Raw genomic sequence first — 19,113 nt, 5'->3', positions numbered from 1 at the left:
GCGTCCGGCTTCCTTATCCCTTTGCCTGCTTGACCAGTCCGGCGATGACGTCGCGCACCGACATGCCTTCGGCGCGGGCAGCGAAAGTCAATGCCATGCGGTGCTGGAGAATGGGTTCGGCGAGCGCAAAGATATCGTCGAGCGAGGGCGCGAGACGACCTTCATAGAGCGCCCGGGCGCGGGCGCAGAGCATCATCGCCTGGCCGGCGCGCGGGCCCGGACCCCAGGCGACGTTTTTGTCGGTCGAGGCATTGCCCTGTCCGGGACGGGCGGAACGCACCAGCGCCAGGATGGCATCGACGACCGTGTCGCTTACCGGCATCTGACGCACCAGGGTCTGAATCTCGATCAGCCGCTGCGCGTTAATGACGGCTTCCGGCCGGGTTTCTCCCAAGCCCGTCGTCTCGAGCAGGATTTGGCGCTCGGCGGCGAGCTCGGGATAGTTGACGTCGACCTGCAGCAGGAAGCGGTCGAGCTGGGCTTCGGGCAGGGGATAGGTGCCTTCCTGCTCGAGCGGGTTCTGGGTGGCGAGCACATGGAAGGGGGCCGGCAGATCATACCGCTGGCCGGCGATGGTGATGTGATATTCCTGCATCGATTGCAGAAGGGCCGACTGGGTCCGCGGCGAGGCGCGGTTGATCTCGTCGGCCATCAGCAGCTGAGCGAAAACAGGGCCCTTGACGAAGCGGAAAGAGCGGCGTCCACTGTCGTCCTGGTCCATCACCTCGGATCCGAGAATATCCGAGGGCATCAAGTCCGGCGTGAACTGAATGCGATTGGCGGCGAGGCCGAGCACTTCGCCGAGCGTCGTCACCAGTCTGGTCTTGGCAAGGCCGGGAACGCCGACGAGCAGAGCATGACCGCCGGACAGAACGGCAAGAATGGTGTTCTCGACGACGCTTTCCTGACCGAAGATCACTTTCGAGACTTCTCCGCGGATGGCGGCGATATCGGAGAGCGCCTTTTCGGCTGCGGCGACGATCGCCTTTTCATCGAGGCTGGCTTCGGTCTTCATCATACCCATGGGCATCTCCAACGGCTGAAATCATTCGGCAGCGAATCGGCGGACTTATACATGTGCCTCATACCCGATAGAGTTATGGAGATGTGACGGGCTGACAAGTTCGTTGCGAATGACTATCTCGTGACATCACTTCGTTAAGGACAAACCGGGACGGAAGAATGGCAGCCGAGGAAATCAGCGGACGGGCGGATGCGGCGGGACTTGCTGCGCTGATTTCGCGCGCGTCTGATGAAAGCGGCGGAAAAAAACGTGGGTTACCGCCGGTCGAGCGGTGGAATCCGCCTTTCTGCGGCGACATCGATATGGAGATCAGGGCCGACGGCACCTGGTTCTACATGGGCACGCCGATCGGCCGGCCGGCGTTGGTGCGGCTGTTTTCGACGGTTTTGAGGAAGGATGACGACCAGAAGACCTATCTCGTAACTCCTGTGGAAAAGGTCGGGATAAGGGTCGTCGATGCTCCGTTCATCGCCGTTGAGATGAGCGTGACGGAGGGGCAAGGCCAACGGGTGCTGACCTTCCGCACCAATGTCGGCGATGTCGTGGAGGCGGGAGGAGAGCATCGGCTGCGCTTTGCGATTGCGGGCGAGAATGCCGAACTGAAACCCTATCTGCATGTGCGCGGGCGGCTGGAGGCGCTGGTGTCGCGTGCGGTGATGTATGAACTGGTCGCGCTGGGCGAGATTTTCGACGTGGAGGGGCGGGCGATGTTTGCGATCCGTTCCGCCGGCGAGGTCTTCCCGGTCATGCCGGCCGACGAACTGGATGCTCTTTGCCGATGAATGATGCGATCACCCACCGTTATCCGCTGTTCTCAGCAGCCGAATTCCGCCGCCGCGCGCTCAACCAGAATGGCGGCCCGGTCGATCATGCCTGGCGTGATCACGGGGACCACATCCTCAATCCCGATATCGTCGCCGAGGTCGAGACCTTCAAATTGCGCGACGCCGCCGTGCTTGTGCCCGTCGTCGACGATGGTGAGGAGGCGCGTGTGATTTTCACCAAGCGCACGGCGACGCTGCGCAAACATTCCGGGCAGATCGCCTTTCCTGGCGGCTCGATCGATCCTGCCGATATCTCACCTGAGATGGCGGCAATCCGCGAGACGGAGGAGGAGATCGGGCTCTCCGGTTCCTTCGTCGAGACGGTCGGGCGGCTGCCGAATTATCTTGCCTCGACCGGCTTCCGCATCACGCCGGTGCTTGGCGTCGTCACGCCGGGCTTTGCGCTGACGCTGAACCCGGCTGAGGTGGACGACGTGTTCGAGGTGCCGCTTTCCTTCCTGATGGACCCTGCCAATCATACCCGCGACCGGCGTGTCATCGACGGCATCGACCGGCATTTCTACCGCGTGCCCTATGAAACCAGAATGATCTGGGGCATCACAGCCGGCATCGTCCGCACGCTTTACGAAAGGCTTTATGCATGACCGGTCTTGCCGACCAAGCATGGTTCCGCGACCCGGCGCTCGGCCGGATCCTGGCACTTCTCAATGACGACGGTGGGGCCGATGCTGGGGCCAGTGGCGGGGAAGCGCGGATCGTCGGCGGCGCCGTGCGCAACAGCCTGATGGATCTGCCGGTCAGCGATATCGACATTGCCACGACACTCAGGCCGGAGGCGGTGATGGAGCGGGCGGCTGAGGCCGGCATCAAGGCGGTACCGACGGGCCTGCAGCACGGCACGGTGACGCTGGTCATCGACGGCAAGCCCTTCGAGGTGACGACGCTTCGCACCGACGTCGAGACCGACGGGCGCCATGCCAAGGTTGCCTTCAGCACCGACTGGAAGGCAGATGCCGAACGGCGGGATCTGACGATCAACGCGCTTTATGCCGATGCCAAGGGCGAGGTGGTGGATCTGGTCGGCGGGCTTGCCGATATCGAGAGGCGCAACATCCGCTTCATCGGCGATGCGGCAAAGCGTATCGCCGAGGATCATCTGCGCATCCTGCGGTTCTTCCGCTTCTTTGCCTATTACGGCTCCGGACGGCCGGATTCAGAGGGGCTGAAGGCGTGTGCGGCGGCGCGGTCGAAACTGAAGACGCTTTCCGCAGAACGCCTCTGGTCGGAACTGCGGAAGCTGCTCGGTGCTGCCGATCCAGGCAGAGCGCTGCTTTGGATGCGGCAGGTGGCAGTGCTGACGGAAATCCTGCCGGAATCGGAACTATGGGGGATCGATGCCATTCCTTCGCTGGTCGCCACCGAAAAGGCGCTCGGCTGGACGCCCGATCCGCTGCTACGGCTTGCGGCGATCGTGCCGCCCGATGCAGCGCGGCTGGAGGCGCTGTCAGGCCGGCTCAAGCTCTCGAATGCGGAAGCGGCTACCCTCAAGGCCTGGGCAATGGCCGCGCCCGCCAATGACGACATGTCGTCGGCCGCCTTCGAACGGCTGCTTTACCGCAACGGAGCCGACGGCATCATGACGCGGCTCAAGCTGGCGCTCGGCGTTGCGCGCGGCAAGGCCGAAGGGGATTTCGATGAAATGGCGCGATCGGCGCGGCTCACCAAGCTATTGGATTATGCCGCGAACTGGAAGAAGCCGCAATTTCCGCTGAACGGCGGCGACGTGATGTCGGTCGGCATCGCCTCCGGCCCGCGCGTCGGGGCGCTGCTTGCCGGCCTGGAAAACCAGTGGGTGGAGGAAAACTTCGTTTCCGACCGGGCGGCGCTGCTCGCCCGGCTGCTGGAACAGGTACAATAATCAGGCTGCATTCACCTCGTCACGAATGCGAGCCTTGATATTATCCACCATGTTCTCGCGGATCGTGGTTTCGCCGTGAGCGTTTTTCAGGTGCTCGACGGCGCGGCGGACCACCTCGGCGTCGCTGTCCGCCCGTGTATGCCAGGCGCAGCCCGGCACGAGGCTGCCACATTCGAAAAGTCGCATGGTCTTCTCCTCTGTTCGAAACACAAAGACGATCGCAATCTCACGCGATTTATGAATGTGCGGGGGGGAGGGAAGGTTCCGGCCGGCATCGATATGCCGGCCGGTAAAGGCAATGTCAGTCGGGCATCGCCCAGGCCTTGTAGGTATCCGAAAGCTGGCCGGGCATGTTGCTGTTGGCGGCGGCTGCTTCGTTCTGCAGCTGTTCCGGCGACTTCCCGCCAGCCAATTGCAGCTTGACCTGCTCGATGAAGCAGGACAGCGGCAGATCCGAGCCGCTCTTGGTCCGCAATTTCTCGGCGATGCGCGTCAGAAACTCGGATGTGTCGATCGTGTGGGATGTTTCCTGGACATCCGTGGACGCAGGCGAGCCACTTTGTATCGTCATGACAATCCTCCTCCGATTGTTACGCACATACATATAAAGTTAGGACACGCTTAATTTTCGTGAAGGCCCATCAACTCGAATTTATCGATGAGTTATCACAGTGTCACGGCCAGCGGACGACGGGGGGCAACGATGAGAGAATGGATTCAACGTTGCCGCCGGTCTTCAGGCCGAAGATCGTGCCGCGATCATACAGCAGATTGAATTCGACGTAGCGGCCCCGGCGGATCAATTGTTCGTCGCGGTCAGCCTCCGTCCACAACTTATTGAAGTTGGAGCGGACGATCTTCGGATAGACCATGGCGAAGGCCCGGCCGATATCGCGCGTGAAGGCGAAATCGGCGTCCCAGCCGCCAGCTTCCGCGCTCGAATGCAGCCAGTCGTAGAAGATGCCGCCAATGCCGCGGGCCTCGTTGCGGTGCTTCAGGAAGAAGTATTCGTCGCACCAGGCCTTGTAGGCATCGTAGTCGGCGACGGCATGATTGCGGCAGGCGATCTCCATGGCCTTGTGGAAGAGCTGGCTGTCCTCGTCCTCCTGGGTGCGGCGGCGCGACAGCACCGGCGTCAGATCGGCGCCACCGCCGAACCAGCGGCTGGTGGTGACGACCATGCGGGTGTTCATATGCACGGCCGGGACGTTGGGATTGACGGGATGGGCAATCAGCGAAATGCCCGAGGCCCAGAAACGCGGATCGTCCTTGGCGCCGGGTATCTGCGCCCGGAAGTCCGTGGAGAACTCGCCATGGACGGTGGAGGTGTGGACGCCGACCTTCTCGAAGACACGGCCCTCCATCATCGACATGCGGCCACCGCCGCCGGCGCCGTTTTCGCGCGACCAGTCCTTGGCGACGAAGCGGCCGGGCTCCTGATCGGAGAGCGGGCCTTCCAGCTCGTCTTCAAGGGCTTCGAAGGAGGCGCAGATCGTATCGCGCAGTCCTTCGAACCAGTTGCGCGCGGCCGCTTTCTTATCTTCTATATCTTCAGGCAAGCCGATCGGCAGTTCGGGTCTTTCCATTCGCGCCTCCGGCGGTCGGCATCTCCATAGGAAGCGACTCGCTCATTCTCGATTGCCCGCCCCGTTTAGCAGGTGGCGCCGCATCTCGCCAAGCCAAGGCAGCATGCCCAAGCGCTTCCAAGATTCGACTCGCAAATCGCGAATTTCGATACTACCTTTTCCAAAGAGGTAGGTTTGATGAAAAAAGTTCCAGGACCTCCGTCCTTTGACGGCCTGAAGCGCAGGATTGCCAAACATCGAGCGGAAACTTCAACGCCCAGGAAAGGCCACTTCGTGCGTGAGACCTATTGCCTCGGCCTGACCGACGCACGCGCCAAGGCGCGCGAATGGTTCGACGAATATCCGAAAGCCGCCTACTGGACAGAGGTGGAGAGCTGGCGCCAGCTCGACGGCGACCAGATCGAATTCACCATGCGCCGCCTGCCTTCGGCAGATTAATCGTCATTCCGCCGCGGGTCGCACACGGCTTTCGATCAGCAGGCCACTCTCGTCCATGATCGGATGCGCCACAGAGACAATGTGGGCGTTGACGCGTTTCAGGTCGCGCAGCATGTCGAGATGCAGCGAACTGGTCTGCAGGCTGTCGGCGCGGCCGTCCCGCAGGCGTTCGAGATGGCGTTCGGCCGACTGCTTCTCCATCCGGCGCACCTCAACCTTTATCTCCATCATCTGCCGCGCGAGATTGAAGTCGCGGGTGACGAAGATCGTCTGGGCGACGCGCAGATTGTCGATCGTCAGGTCGAACAGCTTGCGCAGTTCCTGATGACCGTCATCGGAAAATTTCAGGCCAAGTGAAATCTTCTTCGCCACCTGTTCCCGCAGGCCCTTCTCGATGATGTCGCCCATATGTTCGAGATTGATCGCATAATCGATGACGACGATCGAACGGCGGGCGTTCTCGTCGGTGAGTCCCTCGCGGCCGAGCTTCGAGAGATAGATCTTCACTGCCTGCTGCAGCCGGTCGACGCGCTCTTCGAGAGCCGGGATTTCGGCAAGTTTACTGGCGTCATTCTGCTCGAAGGCTTCGGAGACCCTAACCAGCATGCGCTCGATGAGGTCGCCGACGCCGAGCACTTCGCGGGTGGCGCTCGCAAGGGCAATGACCGGTGTCGAAAGCTCCTGCGCATCGAGATATTTCGGCGCGTTATCAGGCTCCGGCTGATCCGGCACCAGCCGGGCCATCAGGGTGGCGAGCGGCCGGGAGAATGGCCAGGCGAGTGCTGCGAGCAGAAGGTTGAAGGCGAGATGCGCATCGACCGGCAGCTTGGCCGGGCCGAAGGGCAGCATCTGGATGAGTTCGGCGCCATAACCGGCCAGTGGCAGGGCAATGAAGCAACCGAGCGTCCGGACGGCCAGATTGCCAAGGGTGACGCGCCGCGCCGAAACCGGGCCGGACAATGTCGCGATGACAGGCGGTATCGCGCCGCCGAGATTGGCGCCAAGCACGAGCACGATGACCAGTTCAGCCGAGACCAGGCCCGCCGAGGCGAGCGACAGGATAAGCACGACCACTGCCAGGCTCGACGAGGAGAGGAAGGCGAGGCCTGCCGAGAAGAACAGTGCTACGGGAAGCGCGCCGTCCAGCAGGCCGATGAAGGCGGCGAGGGCCGGAGAGTCGCGCATCGGTTCCGTGGCGAGGCCTAGGAGATGCAGCGAGAGCAGCATCAGACCGATGCCGATCAGCGCGCCGCCACCGCCCTGGCGGGCGCTGGAGCGGCCACGGTAAAGCACGATGCCGGTCAGAATCAGCAGCGGAGAGAGCCATTCGATGCCCGTCGCCACGATCCAGGCGGTGATCGCGGTGCCGACATTGGCGCCGAGCAGGACGATCTGCGCCATGCGCGGTTTGATCAGGTCACGTTCGACGAAGGATGCGGTCATCAGCGCCGTTGCCGTTGAACTCTGCAGCGCGATGGTCGCCACCAACCCCGACAGGAAGGAACGGAAGCCACCGCGCGTACCGCTTGCCAGCCCTGTTCTCAGCCGCGCGCCGAAGGCCCTAGACACGCCGTCCTTCACCTGCGCAAGGCCGAACAGCAGCAAGGCCACGGCGCCGAACAGGTTGATCATGATGATTGTGGAATCCATTTCTTGTTTTTATTCTTCTTTCGTAGTCTTGAGAAGTGGTGCTTTCCTCACATGGCGTCCAACCTATTGGAATCATGGAGGCTATGCAGCATTTTTGATTGCTCGGCTAATAAATATACGCCGGTTTGACGGATAGACAACGCTATTTTGCGACATATTCCTCAGCAGATCCGCAATTCTGCGGGCTTTTTGCTCTGCCCGCGCCAGCAGCGGTCAGGCCCAGACGGTCTGGCGCATTGCCTCGCCGACGATCATCGCAGCCGAGACGGCGACGTTGATCGAGCGCTGGCCTTCGACCATCGGGATCAGGATGCGGGCATCGGCCCTCTCATGGACCTGATCCGGCACGCCGGCGCTTTCGCGACCGAAAAGCAGGATATCGTCGGGGCGAAAGGCAAGATCGGTGTAACGATCCGCAGCCTTGGTCGAGGCGAGGATCAGGCGGCGGCCGCTGGTCTGACGCCACGCCTCGAAGCGGTCCCAGCTGACATGGCGGGTGAGGCTGGCTGCGGCGATATAATCCATGCCTGATCGTTTGAGGTTGCGGTCGGAGACGTCGAAGCCGGCGGGCTCGATCAGATCGACGGCGAAGCCCAGGCAGGCTGCAAGACGCAGGATCGTGCCGGTATTGCCGGGAATATCCGGCTGATAGAGTGCCAGTCTCAGGTCCGTCATCATGCCCGCTTCTTGGGTTCCGTTTCTACGCGAGAGGCCTAATGCAACCTTGCTTTCGGCGCAACAGGGCGCAGTTTGGCCCTGAAACGTTCAATTTGCGCCATAATGGGGCTGGAAATTTCGCGATTTTCGCGTTATCCATGCATGTCTTCAGCCGCCAGCAGGGAGGGCCGTCATGAATATTTTGCTCAATATGCGCTTTCCCGCCGTGATGCCGATCAAGGCGACATGGCGCCGCTAGCGCGCGTTTCTTTCTGAAATCCCCCTTTTGATCCATTGTGCGGCTGTTTTCAGCCTCGCCCCTTGAACGTTCGGTTCCCATATGTGCTTGCATGCGCCGGGATGGCGCGAAGCCGGGAGCCGGAACGCTGACGTTTCGGAGCAATTTCATGTTTGGCTGGTTCGAACAGCGACTCAATCCCTTTCCGAGCGAGGAGCCCGTTGCTCCGCCGAAGGGTCTCTTTGCCTTTTGCTGGCACTACAGCAAACCGGCGGCGCCATGGCTCGGGCTGATGGCCCTGTTGACCGCGCTGATCGCCGTCGGCGAAGTGGCGCTCTTCCAGTTCCTCGGCGACATCGTCGACTGGCTGACCAATGCCGATCGCGCCAACTTCCTGGACAGGGAGGGCCATAAGCTGTTCTGGATGGCGGCGCTGGTGCTGATCGGCCTGCCGCTGACGGCGGGGCTCGATTCTCTGATCATGCATCAGATGATGCTCGGCAATTATCCGATGATCGCACGCTGGCAGATGCACCGCTTCCTGCTGCGTCACAGCATGACGTTCTTCGCCAATGAGTTTGCCGGGCGCGTGGCGACCAAGGTCATGCAGACCTCGCTTGCCGTGCGCGAAACGGTGATGAAGATCCTCGACGTTTTCGTCTACGTCGTGACCTATTTCCTGACGATGATCATCGTCATTGCGGCGGCAGACTGGCGGCTGATGATCCCGATCCTCGTCTGGCTCGCCGTCTATATCGGCATCGTCGCCTATTTCGTGCCGCGGCTTCGCAAGATCGCTGCGACGCAGGCGGATGCGCGCTCGATGATGACGGGGCGCGTGGTCGACAGCTATACGAATATCGCCACCGTCAAGCTGTTTTCGCATGCCGGCCGCGAGGAGGTCTATGCCAAGGAGGGCATGGACGAGTTCCTGCAGACCGTGCACAAGCAGATGCGCAAGGTGACGCTCTTCCACATCAGCGTCTATCTGAACAACTGTGTCGCGCTCTTCGTCATCTCCGGTCTGTCGATCTGGTTCTGGCTGAACGGGGCGATCTCGGTCGGCGCCATTGCCATCGCCATCGGACTTGCGATGCGCGTCAACGGCATGTCGCAATGGATCATGTGGGAAGTCTCGGCGCTGTTCGAGAATATCGGCACGGTCTATGACGGCATGGAGATGATGAGCAAACAGCACGACATCGTCGACAAGCCGGGCGCTCCCAGTTTGACGGCGAAGAAGGGCGCGATCCATTACGACCGCATCCGCTTCCACTACGGCAAGAGCAAGGGGGTCATCGACAACCTGTCGCTCGACATCAAGGCGGGCGAGAAGGTCGGTCTCGTCGGCCGCTCCGGCGCCGGCAAGACGACGTTGATGAACCTGCTGTTGCGCTTCTACGACCTGGAGAGCGGGCGCATCACCATCGACGGGCAGGACATCGCCGGCGTCTCGCAGGAAAGCCTGCGCTCGCTGATCGGCGTGGTGACGCAGGATACCTCGCTGCTGCATCGCTCGATCCGCGACAACATCGCTTATGGCCGTCCCGATGCCTCGGACATCGAGATCATCGAGGCCGCCAAGCGCGCCAATGCCTGGGAGTTCATCGAAGGGTTGGTCGACATGCAGGGCCGCGAGGGGCTCGACGCGCAGGTCGGCGAACGCGGCGTCAAGCTCTCCGGCGGCCAGCGGCAGCGCGTCGCGATCGCCCGCGTCTTCCTGAAGGACGCGCCGATCCTGGTGCTCGACGAGGCGACCTCGGCGCTCGATTCGGAAGTCGAGGCGGCGATCCAGGAAAACCTCTTTGCCCTGATGGAGGGCAAGACGGTGATCGCGATCGCCCATCGGCTTTCGACGCTGACGGAGATGGACCGGCTGATCGTGCTCGACAAGGGCCGGATCATCGAGGCCGGCTCGCATGTTGAACTCGTCGAAGGAGGCGGCATCTACGCCGACCTCTGGAACCGCCAGTCCGGCGGCTTCCTCTCCGATCACGCCGAAGAGGCGGAAGAGGCGGCGGAATGATAAAAGCCTTCCCGGCGGAAGCCGGGAGGGCTTCTTAACAGTTGAGAACAGTTAAGAACACGTGTTGCATTTCTTTATCTGAACGAGGAATGTTGCTTATGGCGACCGTGACGATCTCATTGCCGGACAGCCTCAAGGCTTTTGTCGAAAGCCAGATGGCCAGCAAGGGCTATGGCAATGTCAGCGAGTATTTTCGAGGCCTCGTTCGGGATGCGCAGGAGCGTGAAAACGAGGCGCGGCTGGAGGCTTTGCTGCTTGAGGGCCTGGCATCGGGCAATGCTGTGGAGGCAACGCCCGCGTTCTGGAGTGATCTGAGAAAAGAAGCTGCACAGTTGCTGGCGGCGCAGAGCAATAAGAAGTCGCCGTGAAGCTTGCCGTCAAACCGGCAGCTCGCAACGACATGCTGTTGCAGCTCTCCATCTTGCGGAGCATGGCGGAGAGGAGCTCGGTCTGCGGTTTTTGCGTGCTGCCGAGCAGTCTTTCACACGTCTTCTCGAATATCCGAATTCCGGCACACCGAAGACATTCAGCAATTCAAATCTCGTTGGCGTGAGATCATGGCCTGTTCCGGGCTTCGAGGATATTCGCGCCTATTATATTGTTGAAAATGAATCGGTTACGATCTTGCGCGTTCTGCACGGCCGTCAAGATGTTGTCGGTATTCTCGGCGGGAATTGATGCCCTCCTGGCGACGATGCCGCGCGTGCTCTCCGCTTAAAGACTGTCGGCCCAGTCGATGACGCGGTCATGTTCGACGAGGATGATGGTATTGGCGGCGGCGAGCGTGCGCAGCGCGACGATACGGCGGCGCTCCTCTTGGTCGAGCCAGGCGGTAACGGCCTCGGTGACGATTTCGTCGCGCGGCAATGCCAGGTCGAGAGCCAGGGCATCGAGCCTTTCCGCGAGCGGAAGCGGAATATGCACATCGAGCATTTTCGGTTCCATGGATATTCTCTCCGGTGAAGCGCGATCGTATCGTCAGATTGTGACGGGTTCGGGGGTAATCAATGGCGATGCCGCCGATGTTATCGTTCATTACCAAAATATAAGGTTGCGTCCGCTTTTCATTCCCTTTGCCGCTCGGCTCAATCCGCCTATATCGCTTCCATGTTCCTGCGCCCCATCCTTCGCCTGTTCGAAACCTGGATCGATCCGTTCCGTCCGCGCGCCAATCTTCAGCCGCCGGGCTCGACGCTCGGCTTCATCCGTTTTTATATCGGCCAGGCGAAGATGCCGTTCGTCGCCATGCTCATTCTCGGCGGCACATCGGCGGCCATCGAGGCCGCACTTTTCTGGTTCGTCGGCCGGCTCGTCGATATCCTTGGCAGTATCAAGCCCGGCGCCGGCTGGAGCGGTCTTCTCGCGGCCCATGGCGGCGAGCTGTTCGGCATGCTCGCGCTCATCGGGCTGGTGCGTTTCGTCGTCGCGTTCCTGATCGCGCTCGTCGATCAGCAGGTGATCACGCCGGGTTTCTACAATCTAGCACGTTGGCAATCCTATCTCCATGTCTCCAGGCAGTCTTTATCGTTCTTCCAGAGCGATTTCTCCGGACGCATCGTTACCAAGGTCTGGTCGGCCGGGCAGGCAACCGGGGATCTCGTCACTTCACTGATGGAAAGCGTCTGGTTCGTCGGAATTTATGCCGTGACGACGCTGGTGCTGGTCGCCCGGCTGGACTTTTCCCTTGCCGCCGTCGTGCTGTTCTGGCTTGGCGCCTTCAGCCTGCTTGCCCGCCACTTCGTTCCACGGATACGGCTTCATTCCCGCGAAACGGCGGAGGCCGGATCGATGCTGAACGGCCGGATGGTCGATTCCTACAGCAACATGCAGACGCTGAAGCTGTTTGCGCGCGACGAGGAAACCGATCGATATATGCGGCAGGGCTTCGATATCTTTCAGGATACGGTGCTGCGCTTCACCCGGTTCATCACCGGCGTCAGGGCTTCGATGGCGCTGCTCTCCGGCCTGATGATCGTGACGATGGCGGGGCTGAGCGTCGATCTCTGGCTGCGCGGCCTGATCAGCTCCGGTGCCGTGGCATTCTCTTTGGCGCTGGTGCTCAGGCTGAATTTCCTGCTCGGGCGGCTGATGACACAGTTTAACGGTATCATGCGCAATCTTGGCACCATTCAGAACGCCGCCGAGCTGATATCCCAACCTCTGGGGCTCGTCGACCGGCCGGATGCAAAGAGCCTGCTGATCCGGCAGCCCGGCATCTGCTTCGACAATGTTTCTTTTCGCTACGGCAAGGGTCACCTGCCGGTCGTCGAGAATTTCTCACTGACCATCCACCCGGGCGAAAAGGTCGGGATCGTCGGCCGTTCGGGGGCGGGAAAATCGACGCTGATGAACCTGCTGCTGCGCCTCTACGACATTCAGGACGGTCGCATTCTCATCGACGGCCAGGATATCGCGGCCGTGACGCAGGAATCGCTCCGGATGCAGATCGGCGTCGTCAGCCAGGACACTTCGCTGCTGCATCGTTCGGTGCGCGACAATATCCTGTTCGGACGGCCGGATGCCGGCGAGGAGCGGTTGGTCGAGGCAGCCAGGCGCGCCGAAGCCATCGACTTCATCGAGCGGCTGCAGGATCAGCAGGGCCGCAGAGGTTTCGATGCGCATGTCGGCGAACGCGGTGTCAAACTGTCAGGCGGCCAGCGGCAGCGCATCGCCATTGCCCGCGTCATGCTCAAGGACGCGCCGATCCTCGTCCTCGATGAAGCCACGTCGGCGCTCGATTCGGAAGTGGAAGAAGCGATCCAGTCCAATCTCCATCGGATCATGGAAGGCAAGACGGTGCTTGCGATCGCCCACCGGCTGTCGACGATTGCAGCCCTCGACCGCCTGATCGTCGTCGATCTCGGCCGGATCATCGAGGAGGGCAGCCACGACGAACTGCTTCGCCGCGGCGGGCTCTATGCCGAGCTCTGGGCGCGTCAGTCCGGCGGCTTCCTGGCGGCGGGCGACGATCAGAACTCAGGGGTCGACGACGAATTCCGCCATCAGGCCAAAATGATTTGAACCGAAACTGTCCTGGATGCGGCGGACAGATTTCAGCCGCAGCGGTGCTTTGCTGAAGACGTGATCGATCGGAATGCCGAAGGCGCCTGCCTTAATCGGCCATGTCGCCGGCTCCAGCGATACCGTGCCGAGGCCCTGGCCGCGCATGAGCCACTGCACGTCGGGCGCCAGGATCGACGTATTGAAATCACCGGCAAGGACGAGCGGCCCTGGCAGGGAGGGAATTATCTCCGCGAGATCCCAGATCTCCAGGCCGTGGAATTCGTCATAATAGGGTTTGGTGAGGTGTGCCGCGAGGAAGTTGACCTTCTGACCATCGAAATCGATGGTCGATATCGTCAGCCGGTTGCGCCAGAGCAGGCCGAGGTTGCGGATGCGGGGTTCGATGAGCGGACGCTTCGACAGCACCAGCGTATCGCATTCCTGCATGCCGACGCCACAGCCGATGTAATAGGGATAGGTCTTCAAGAGCCGCGGCAGTTCCGACAAAACCGGTTCGGCCTCCAGGATGTTGACGACATCGGCGCCGGAGGCGATGGCCATGTCGGCGATTGCGCGGCCGTTCGCGAAATTATCGTTCTCGATATTGAAAGACATTAGCTTGAAGAGGGCCGGGCGGTTCTCTTCCACAGCGGGCTCGGCGAATTCGCGCATCATCATGACGCCGTGGACGGCAAGGACCACGGATACGCTAAGTGTCAGCACCCCATACCAGTGCCGCTTGACGAGAAGGGCTGCGATAGACGCCGCCGCTGCGGCCACCGCCAGATGGACCTGGAAGCTGTAAAAGAAGGAAAGCAGATAGAAATCTCTGACGTAGCGCAGCGAGACGACGGCAAGGACGAGCGTCGTGAGGACGCTGAATACGCAAAAAATCGTGTCTCTCATTCGTTCCGGTCCGGCTCGCTGGCGTGGCTGCCATCGCGCCTATCACGGCGACCCTTTTGTTGCAATGCAGCATAGTAGCAAGCTTGTGTTTGCCTTAAAAAATTCATCGGAAATTCCCGCGACATTGTGCCCTCATCCCCTTGCCAAGGCTGGACATAATTTGCGATCAAGCTTAGAACGCGCCGGATTGCCGGGGAATCTATGGCCGAATTGTGTCTGGATCGATTCGCCGGCAGAGGGGGCAGGGCGGAATTCCGCGATAATTGCGCAGAGGATGGTTAGGCCGTGAGCGAACACGTAACGACAAGCGAGGCTTCAACAGAGCCTACTCGCCGTGATTTCCTTTATCTCACCACTGGTATGGCGGGTGCTGTCGGCGCCGTCGCGGTTGCCTGGCCGTTCGTCGACCAGATGCGCCCGGATGCGTCGACGCTGGCGCTGGCCTCCATCGAAGTCGATGTTGCGAGCCTCGAGCCCGGCATGTCGCTGACGGTCAAGTGGCGCGGCAAGCCGATCTTCATCCGCAACCGCACACCTGAAGAAGTGAAGGCTGCCGCCGATGTTGCGCTGGCGGATCTCAAGGATCCGATCGCCCGCAATGCCAACCTGCCGCCCGACGCTCAGGCAACGGGTGTCGACCGTTCAGGTGGCAAGGACAAGGAAAACTGGATCGTCATGATCGGCACCTGCACCCATCTCGGCTGCGTGCCGCTTGGTCAGGCCGGCGAATACAACGGTTGGTTCTGTCCCTGCCATGGCTCGGTCTATGATACGGCCGGCCGCATCCGCAAGGGGCCTGCGCCGCAGAACCTGGCGATTCCGACCTTTTCGTTTATATCCGATACCAAGATCAAGATCGGTTGAGGGGAGACTGATTAATGAGTGGCCATTCCAGCTACGAGCCGTCAACCGGCCTTGAGAAATGGGTCGATGCGCGCCTGCCTTTGCCGCGCATGGTCTATGACAGCTTCATTGCCTATCCGGTTCCCAGGAACCTGAACTATGCCTATACCTTCGGCGCCATGCTCGCCGTCATGCTGATCGTGCAGATCCTGACGGGCGTCACGCTCGCCATGCATTATGCCGCCGATACGACGCTGGCTTTCAACTCCGTTGAAAAGATCATGCGCGACGTCAATCATGGCTGGCTGCTGCGCTATATGCATGCCAACGGCGCCTCCTTCTTCTTCGTCGCCGTCTACCTGCACATCGCCCGCGGCCTTTATTACGGTTCCTACAAGGCGCCACGCGAAATCCTCTGGATCCTCGGCGTGGTCATCTACCTGCTGATGATGGCGACCGGCTTCATGGGCTACGTTCTGCCCTGGGGGCAGATGTCCTTCTGGGGCGCGACCGTCATCACCGGCTTCTTCTCGGCCTTCCCGCTGGTCGGCGAATGGATCCAGCAGTTCCTGCTTGGCGGCTTCGCCGTCGATCAGCCGACGCTGAACCGCTTCTTCTCGCTGCACTACCTTTTGCCCTTCATGATCGCCGGCGTGGTGGTCCTGCACATCTGGGCGCTGCACGTCACCGGCCAGACCAACCCGACGGGCGTCGAGGTCAAGACGAAGACCGACACGGTGCGCTTCACGCCCTATGCAACGATGAAGGATGCGCTCGGCGTTTCCGTCTTCCTGCTGGTCTATGCCTATTTCGTCTTCTACCTGCCGAACTTCCTCGGCCATGCCGACAACTACATCCCGGCCGACCCGTTGAAGACGCCGGCTCACATCGTTCCGGAATGGTACTTCCTGCCGTTCTACGCGATGCTGCGTTCGATCACCTTCAACGTCGGCCCGATCGACTCCAAGCTCGGCGGCGTTCTGGTGATGTTCGGTGCGATCATCGTGCTGTTCTTCCTGCCCTGGCTCGACACCTCGAAGGTCCGTTCGGCCGTCTACCGTCCCTGGTACAAGCTGTTCTACTGGCTGTTCGTTATCAATGCGATCATCCTCGGCTGGCTGGGTTCGCAACCGGCGGAGGGCCTGTTCACCACGATTTCGCAGATCTGCACGCTTCTCTACTTCGCTTTCTTCCTGGTCGCCATGCCAGTTCTCGGCCTGGTGGAAACGCCGCGCCGCATTCCGAACTCGATCACCGAAGCGGTGCTCGAAAAGCGCAACAAGACAGCTGCTGCCAGTGCAGCGGCCAATGCGTAAGCGCACGGCGGAAGGGAACAAAAATATGAAAACGCTTGTTACAAGCATTCTTTCGCTCGCTGTCGCTGCTGTTCTCGGCAGCGCTGCCTTCGCCGAGGAAGCCACGCCCGCCAAGGGCGCGGCACCCGCCCATCACGAGGAAGGTGCGACGCCGCACTATCCGCTGAAGGAGCCGAAGGAGGAAGAGTGGAGTTTTGCCGGTCCGTTCGGCCATTACGACAAGGCTCAGCTTCAGCGCGGCCTCAAGGTCTACACCGAGGTCTGTTCCGCCTGCCATTCGATGAACCTCGTGCCTTTCCGCATGCTCGACGAGCTGGGCTATTCCGAGGCGCAGGTAAAGGCTTTCGCCGCGAACTACGAGGTCCAGGACGGCCCGAATGCGGCCGGCGAGATGTTTACCCGCAAAGCGGTTCCCTCCGACCACTTCCCGGCGCCTTTCGCCAATGTGGAGGCGGCTGCCGCTTCCAACAATGGTGCGGCTCCGCCTGACTTTTCGCTGATCGCCAAGGCCCGCGAAGTCGAGCGCGGCTTCCCGCGTTTCGTCGTCGACATCTTCACGCAGTATCAGGAAAACGGCCCGGACTATATCCACGCGCTGTTGACCGGCTACGAAGAGCCGCCGGCCGGTTTCCAGGTGCCGCAGGGCGGACATTATAACCCGTATTTCCATGCTGCCGCCGTTCTCGCCATGCCGAAGCCGCTTTCCGATGGCCAGGTGACCTATGACGACGGCGCGCCGCAGACCGTTGACCAGTACTCCAAGGACGTCTCCTCCTTCCTGATGTGGGCCGCTGAACCGCATCTCGAGGAGCGCAAACGCATGGGCTTCATGGTCATGATCTTCCTGGCGATCTTCACTGTGCTGATCTACCTGACGAAGCGCTCGGTCTACGCCAGCAAGGAGCATTGAGCGCTCCTTGCCGGAATCTTAGAGGCGGCTTGCGAGCCGCCTTTTTTGTTGGTTCCGCCCCTGGCAATTGATAGGGTGCGGCGAATTTCGCTCGCAGATATGGACTTTCGATGGACAAGAATATGACTTCGGAGCTGGCAGCCAGCATCCGCTCCATCCACGACTACCCCAAGCCCGGCATCATCTTCCGGGACATCACCACGCTGCTTGGCAACCCCCGCGCTTTCCGCCGGGCGGTCGACGAACTCGTGCAACCCTATGCGGGCACGAAAATCGACAAGATCGCCGGCATGGAGGCACGCGGTTTCATTCTCGGCGGTGCGGTGGCGCATCAGCTTTCCTCCGGCTTCGTGCCGATCCGCAAAAAGGGCAAGCTGCCGCACGAGACCGTGCGCATCGCCTACAGCCTGGAATATGGCGTCGACGAGATGGAGATGCATCGCGATGCGGTGCAGCCCGGCGAGAAGGTGATCCTGGTCGACGACCTGATCGCCACCGGCGGCACGGCAGTGGGTGCCACGAAGCTGCTGCGCCAGATCGGCGCGGAAGTGGTCGGCGCCTGCTTCGTTATCGATCTGCCGGACCTTGGGGGTCGCAAGAAGCTGGAAGAGTTCGGCGTCGTCGTTCACACGCTGGTCGAATTCTCCGGCCATTGACTAAAGCATATCGCGCAAAAGTGTGTAGCGGTTTTGCGGCAACGACATGCGCAAAAACACAGAGCTAAAGCGCGAAAAGCGAATCTGAAAGATCGCGACGCGCTTTAGGCATTCCACACGCGGCGTCAGTCGAATTCCAAGACGCCGCTTTCGAAGCGCATGACGGGATCGCCGTTTTGATTGACGCCCTCGCAGAGGATGGCGTTGAGGTGCCAGCCCGGCCGCGACGCGAGCGGCCGGCTGGAGAGGAGGGCGACGGAGTAACTTACGACGTCGCCTGGGAAGATCGGCCGCAGCCATTGCAGTTTCTGGAAGCCGGGTGAGGGGCCGAGGTTCGGCGCCGTCATGCCCCTTTGCGCGAGGGCGACGCTCTGGCTTTTCCAGAAGGCGAGGAAGGTCCGCATCCAAGCGGCGGTGGTGTGCCAGCCCGAAGCGCAAAGGCCGCCGAAGAGGGTATCCTTGGCTGCTTCCCTGTCGACGTGAAAACGCTGCGGATCGAAGCGCTTGGCGAAGCGGATGATATTTTCCTCGGTGAAGGTGTAGCTGCCGATCTCGGCCTTTTCACCGATGGCGTAAAGTTCGGACATTCTCATGCTGTAATCTCCGTGCGCATGCGGATCATGACCGAATTTTCCGAGAGGCAGACGAGTTCGCGGCGCTGGTTTTCCACCTCGTGACGGAACTTGACGATGCCCATACCGGGGCGCGAGCGCATCGGCCGGGCTTCGAGCACGGTCGAGCGGCCTTGCAACGTGTCGCCTGCCAGCACCGGCTTGCGCCATTCCATCAGGTCTATGCCCGGGGCTCCCTCGCAGAGCGCGTTCAGGATGTAGCTGTCGGCCATCATGCGCATGAGCATCGAAGAGGTGTGCCAGCCGGAGGCCGCGAGCCCGCCTAAAATGCTGGCGCGGCCGGCAGCCTCGTCGAGATGCATGGGCTGCGGGTCGAATTCCGCTGCAAACTCGATGATCTCCTCGGCGAGCACCGACTTCGGGCCGAGGGCGAAGCGTCGACCGGGCTCAAAATCCTCTAGGGAAAGCTTTTCTGCCGACATTCGCTTCTCCCGCCATATGCAGCGCCTAGAACAGGATGATTTTAGCCGGATCAGCCTAAAATCTGAATCCTGTTGTACATTAAAGAGTTAGAGCATGATGTCG

General features: G+C 61.1%; 22 protein-coding genes. 12 read left to right on the top strand and 10 right to left on the bottom strand.

The annotated features are described in order from the left end of the window. Window positions 1-13: 13 nt before the first annotated feature. The gene (locus GR197_RS22610) at window positions 14-1,024 is read right to left on the bottom strand and encodes an AAA family ATPase (protein WP_164013609.1); all 1,011 of its coding nucleotides are present in this window, start codon (window positions 1,022-1,024) and stop codon (window positions 14-16) included. 158 nt (window positions 1,025-1,182) lie between these two features. Between GR197_RS22610 and GR197_RS22605 the strand changes: the two genes are divergently transcribed. From GR197_RS22605 to GR197_RS22595, 3 genes are read left to right on the top strand one after another with little or no spacing between them, the layout of a single operon-like run. Next, entirely contained in the window at window positions 1,183-1,806 is a 624-nt protein-coding gene (locus GR197_RS22605) for a DUF1285 domain-containing protein (protein ID WP_164013607.1), read from the top strand. Further along, the gene (locus GR197_RS22600; protein WP_164013605.1) at window positions 1,803-2,453 is read left to right on the top strand and encodes a CoA pyrophosphatase; all 651 of its coding nucleotides are present in this window, start codon (window positions 1,803-1,805) and stop codon (window positions 2,451-2,453) included. Before GR197_RS22605 ends, GR197_RS22600 begins: the two co-directional genes overlap by 4 nt. Further along, a complete protein-coding gene (locus tag GR197_RS22595) occupies window positions 2,450-3,727 on the top strand; it encodes a CCA tRNA nucleotidyltransferase (protein ID WP_164013603.1) in 1,278 nt (425 codons plus the stop codon). The genes GR197_RS22600 and GR197_RS22595 overlap by 4 nt, the downstream gene beginning before the upstream one ends. On the opposite strand, the gene GR197_RS22590 is transcribed toward GR197_RS22595, so the two are convergent. The 3 genes from GR197_RS22590 to hemF form a co-directional block, all read right to left on the bottom strand. After that, window positions 3,728-3,913 (bottom strand): DUF1059 domain-containing protein, encoded by a 186-nt coding sequence (locus GR197_RS22590; RefSeq protein WP_164013601.1) that lies wholly within the window; start codon window positions 3,911-3,913, stop codon window positions 3,728-3,730. A gap of 115 nt (window positions 3,914-4,028) precedes the next feature. Beyond that, window positions 4,029-4,298, bottom strand: coding sequence for a hypothetical protein (locus GR197_RS22585; protein WP_164013599.1), 270 nt, complete (start codon window positions 4,296-4,298; stop codon window positions 4,029-4,031). Window positions 4,299-4,401: 103 nt separating this feature from the next. Then, the gene (hemF, locus tag GR197_RS22580) at window positions 4,402-5,313 is read right to left on the bottom strand and encodes an oxygen-dependent coproporphyrinogen oxidase (RefSeq protein ID WP_164013597.1); all 912 of its coding nucleotides are present in this window, start codon (window positions 5,311-5,313) and stop codon (window positions 4,402-4,404) included. Between the two features lie 177 nt (window positions 5,314-5,490). Here hemF and GR197_RS22575 point away from each other — a divergent pair, with 177 nt between their 5' ends. Continuing rightward, the gene (locus tag GR197_RS22575) at window positions 5,491-5,751 is read left to right on the top strand and encodes a hypothetical protein (protein ID WP_164013595.1); all 261 of its coding nucleotides are present in this window, start codon (window positions 5,491-5,493) and stop codon (window positions 5,749-5,751) included. Between the two features lie 3 nt (window positions 5,752-5,754). Here GR197_RS22575 and GR197_RS22570 read toward each other — a convergent pair whose 3' ends face one another. Then, window positions 5,755-7,401 carry a Na/Pi cotransporter family protein gene (locus tag GR197_RS22570; protein ID WP_164013593.1) on the bottom strand — a complete coding sequence of 549 codons (1,647 nt, stop codon included), beginning with the start codon at window positions 7,399-7,401 and terminating at the stop codon, window positions 5,755-5,757. A gap of 213 nt (window positions 7,402-7,614) precedes the next feature. After that, entirely contained in the window at window positions 7,615-8,076 is a 462-nt protein-coding gene (locus GR197_RS22565; protein WP_164013726.1) for a tRNA (cytidine(34)-2'-O)-methyltransferase, read from the bottom strand. 389 nt (window positions 8,077-8,465) lie between these two features. On the opposite strand from GR197_RS22565, the gene GR197_RS22560 reads away from it, so the two are divergent. From GR197_RS22560 to GR197_RS22550, 3 genes are all read left to right on the top strand, one after another. Then, window positions 8,466-10,322: an ABC transporter ATP-binding protein gene (locus GR197_RS22560; protein ID WP_164013591.1), complete on the top strand. Its 1,857-nt coding sequence runs from the start codon at window positions 8,466-8,468 to the stop codon at window positions 10,320-10,322. Between the two features lie 98 nt (window positions 10,323-10,420). After that, a complete protein-coding gene (locus tag GR197_RS22555) occupies window positions 10,421-10,690 on the top strand; it encodes a ribbon-helix-helix domain-containing protein (protein ID WP_164013589.1) in 270 nt (89 codons plus the stop codon). Window positions 10,691-10,781: 91 nt separating this feature from the next. Then, entirely contained in the window at window positions 10,782-11,000 is a 219-nt protein-coding gene (locus GR197_RS22550) for a type II toxin-antitoxin system RelE/ParE family toxin (RefSeq protein WP_246724656.1), read from the top strand. A 36-nt stretch (window positions 11,001-11,036) separates the two neighbouring features. On the opposite strand, the gene GR197_RS22545 is transcribed toward GR197_RS22550, so the two are convergent. After that, a complete protein-coding gene (locus GR197_RS22545) occupies window positions 11,037-11,267 on the bottom strand; it encodes a ribbon-helix-helix protein, CopG family (RefSeq protein WP_164013587.1) in 231 nt (76 codons plus the stop codon). Window positions 11,268-11,429: 162 nt separating this feature from the next. Here GR197_RS22545 and GR197_RS22540 point away from each other — a divergent pair, with 162 nt between their 5' ends. Then, on the top strand, window positions 11,430-13,343 hold the full coding sequence (locus GR197_RS22540) for an ABC transporter ATP-binding protein (protein WP_164013585.1): 1,914 nt from the start codon (window positions 11,430-11,432) through the stop codon (window positions 13,341-13,343). Here GR197_RS22540 and GR197_RS22535 read toward each other — a convergent pair. Then, window positions 13,299-14,231, bottom strand: coding sequence for an endonuclease/exonuclease/phosphatase family protein (locus GR197_RS22535; RefSeq protein ID WP_164013583.1), 933 nt, complete (start codon window positions 14,229-14,231; stop codon window positions 13,299-13,301). The genes GR197_RS22540 and GR197_RS22535 overlap by 45 nt on opposite strands. A 285-nt stretch (window positions 14,232-14,516) precedes the next feature. On the opposite strand from GR197_RS22535, the gene petA reads away from it, so the two are divergent. From petA to GR197_RS22515, 4 genes are all read left to right on the top strand, one after another. Then, entirely contained in the window at window positions 14,517-15,095 is a 579-nt protein-coding gene (gene petA / locus GR197_RS22530; RefSeq protein ID WP_164013581.1) for a ubiquinol-cytochrome c reductase iron-sulfur subunit, read from the top strand. A 14-nt stretch (window positions 15,096-15,109) separates the two neighbouring features. Then, window positions 15,110-16,390 carry a cytochrome b gene (locus GR197_RS22525; RefSeq protein WP_164013579.1) on the top strand — a complete coding sequence of 427 codons (1,281 nt, stop codon included), beginning with the start codon at window positions 15,110-15,112 and terminating at the stop codon, window positions 16,388-16,390. 25 nt (window positions 16,391-16,415) lie between these two features. Continuing rightward, complete coding sequence (locus tag GR197_RS22520; RefSeq protein WP_164013577.1) at window positions 16,416-17,300, top strand: cytochrome c1; 885 nt, start codon at window positions 16,416-16,418, stop codon at window positions 17,298-17,300. A 110-nt stretch (window positions 17,301-17,410) separates the two neighbouring features. Continuing rightward, window positions 17,411-17,956, top strand: a complete 546-nt coding sequence (locus GR197_RS22515) for an adenine phosphoribosyltransferase (protein WP_164013575.1) — start codon at window positions 17,411-17,413, stop codon at window positions 17,954-17,956. Window positions 17,957-18,081: 125 nt separating this feature from the next. Here GR197_RS22515 and GR197_RS22510 read toward each other — a convergent pair whose 3' ends face one another. Further along, window positions 18,082-18,549, bottom strand: coding sequence for a MaoC family dehydratase (locus tag GR197_RS22510; protein WP_164013573.1), 468 nt, complete (start codon window positions 18,547-18,549; stop codon window positions 18,082-18,084). Further along, window positions 18,546-19,010 (bottom strand): MaoC family dehydratase, encoded by a 465-nt coding sequence (locus tag GR197_RS22505; RefSeq protein WP_164013571.1) that lies wholly within the window; start codon window positions 19,008-19,010, stop codon window positions 18,546-18,548. The genes GR197_RS22510 and GR197_RS22505 overlap by 4 nt, the downstream gene beginning before the upstream one ends. Between the last annotated feature and the right edge of the window lie 103 nt (window positions 19,011-19,113).

The sequence above is a fragment of the Rhizobium phaseoli genome (assembly GCF_010668805.1).
Classification (GTDB): Bacteria; Pseudomonadota; Alphaproteobacteria; order Rhizobiales; family Rhizobiaceae; genus Rhizobium; species Rhizobium phaseoli_A.
Note: the sequence above shows the minus strand (reverse complement) of the source record. Positions and strands in the feature narration are given on the sequence as shown.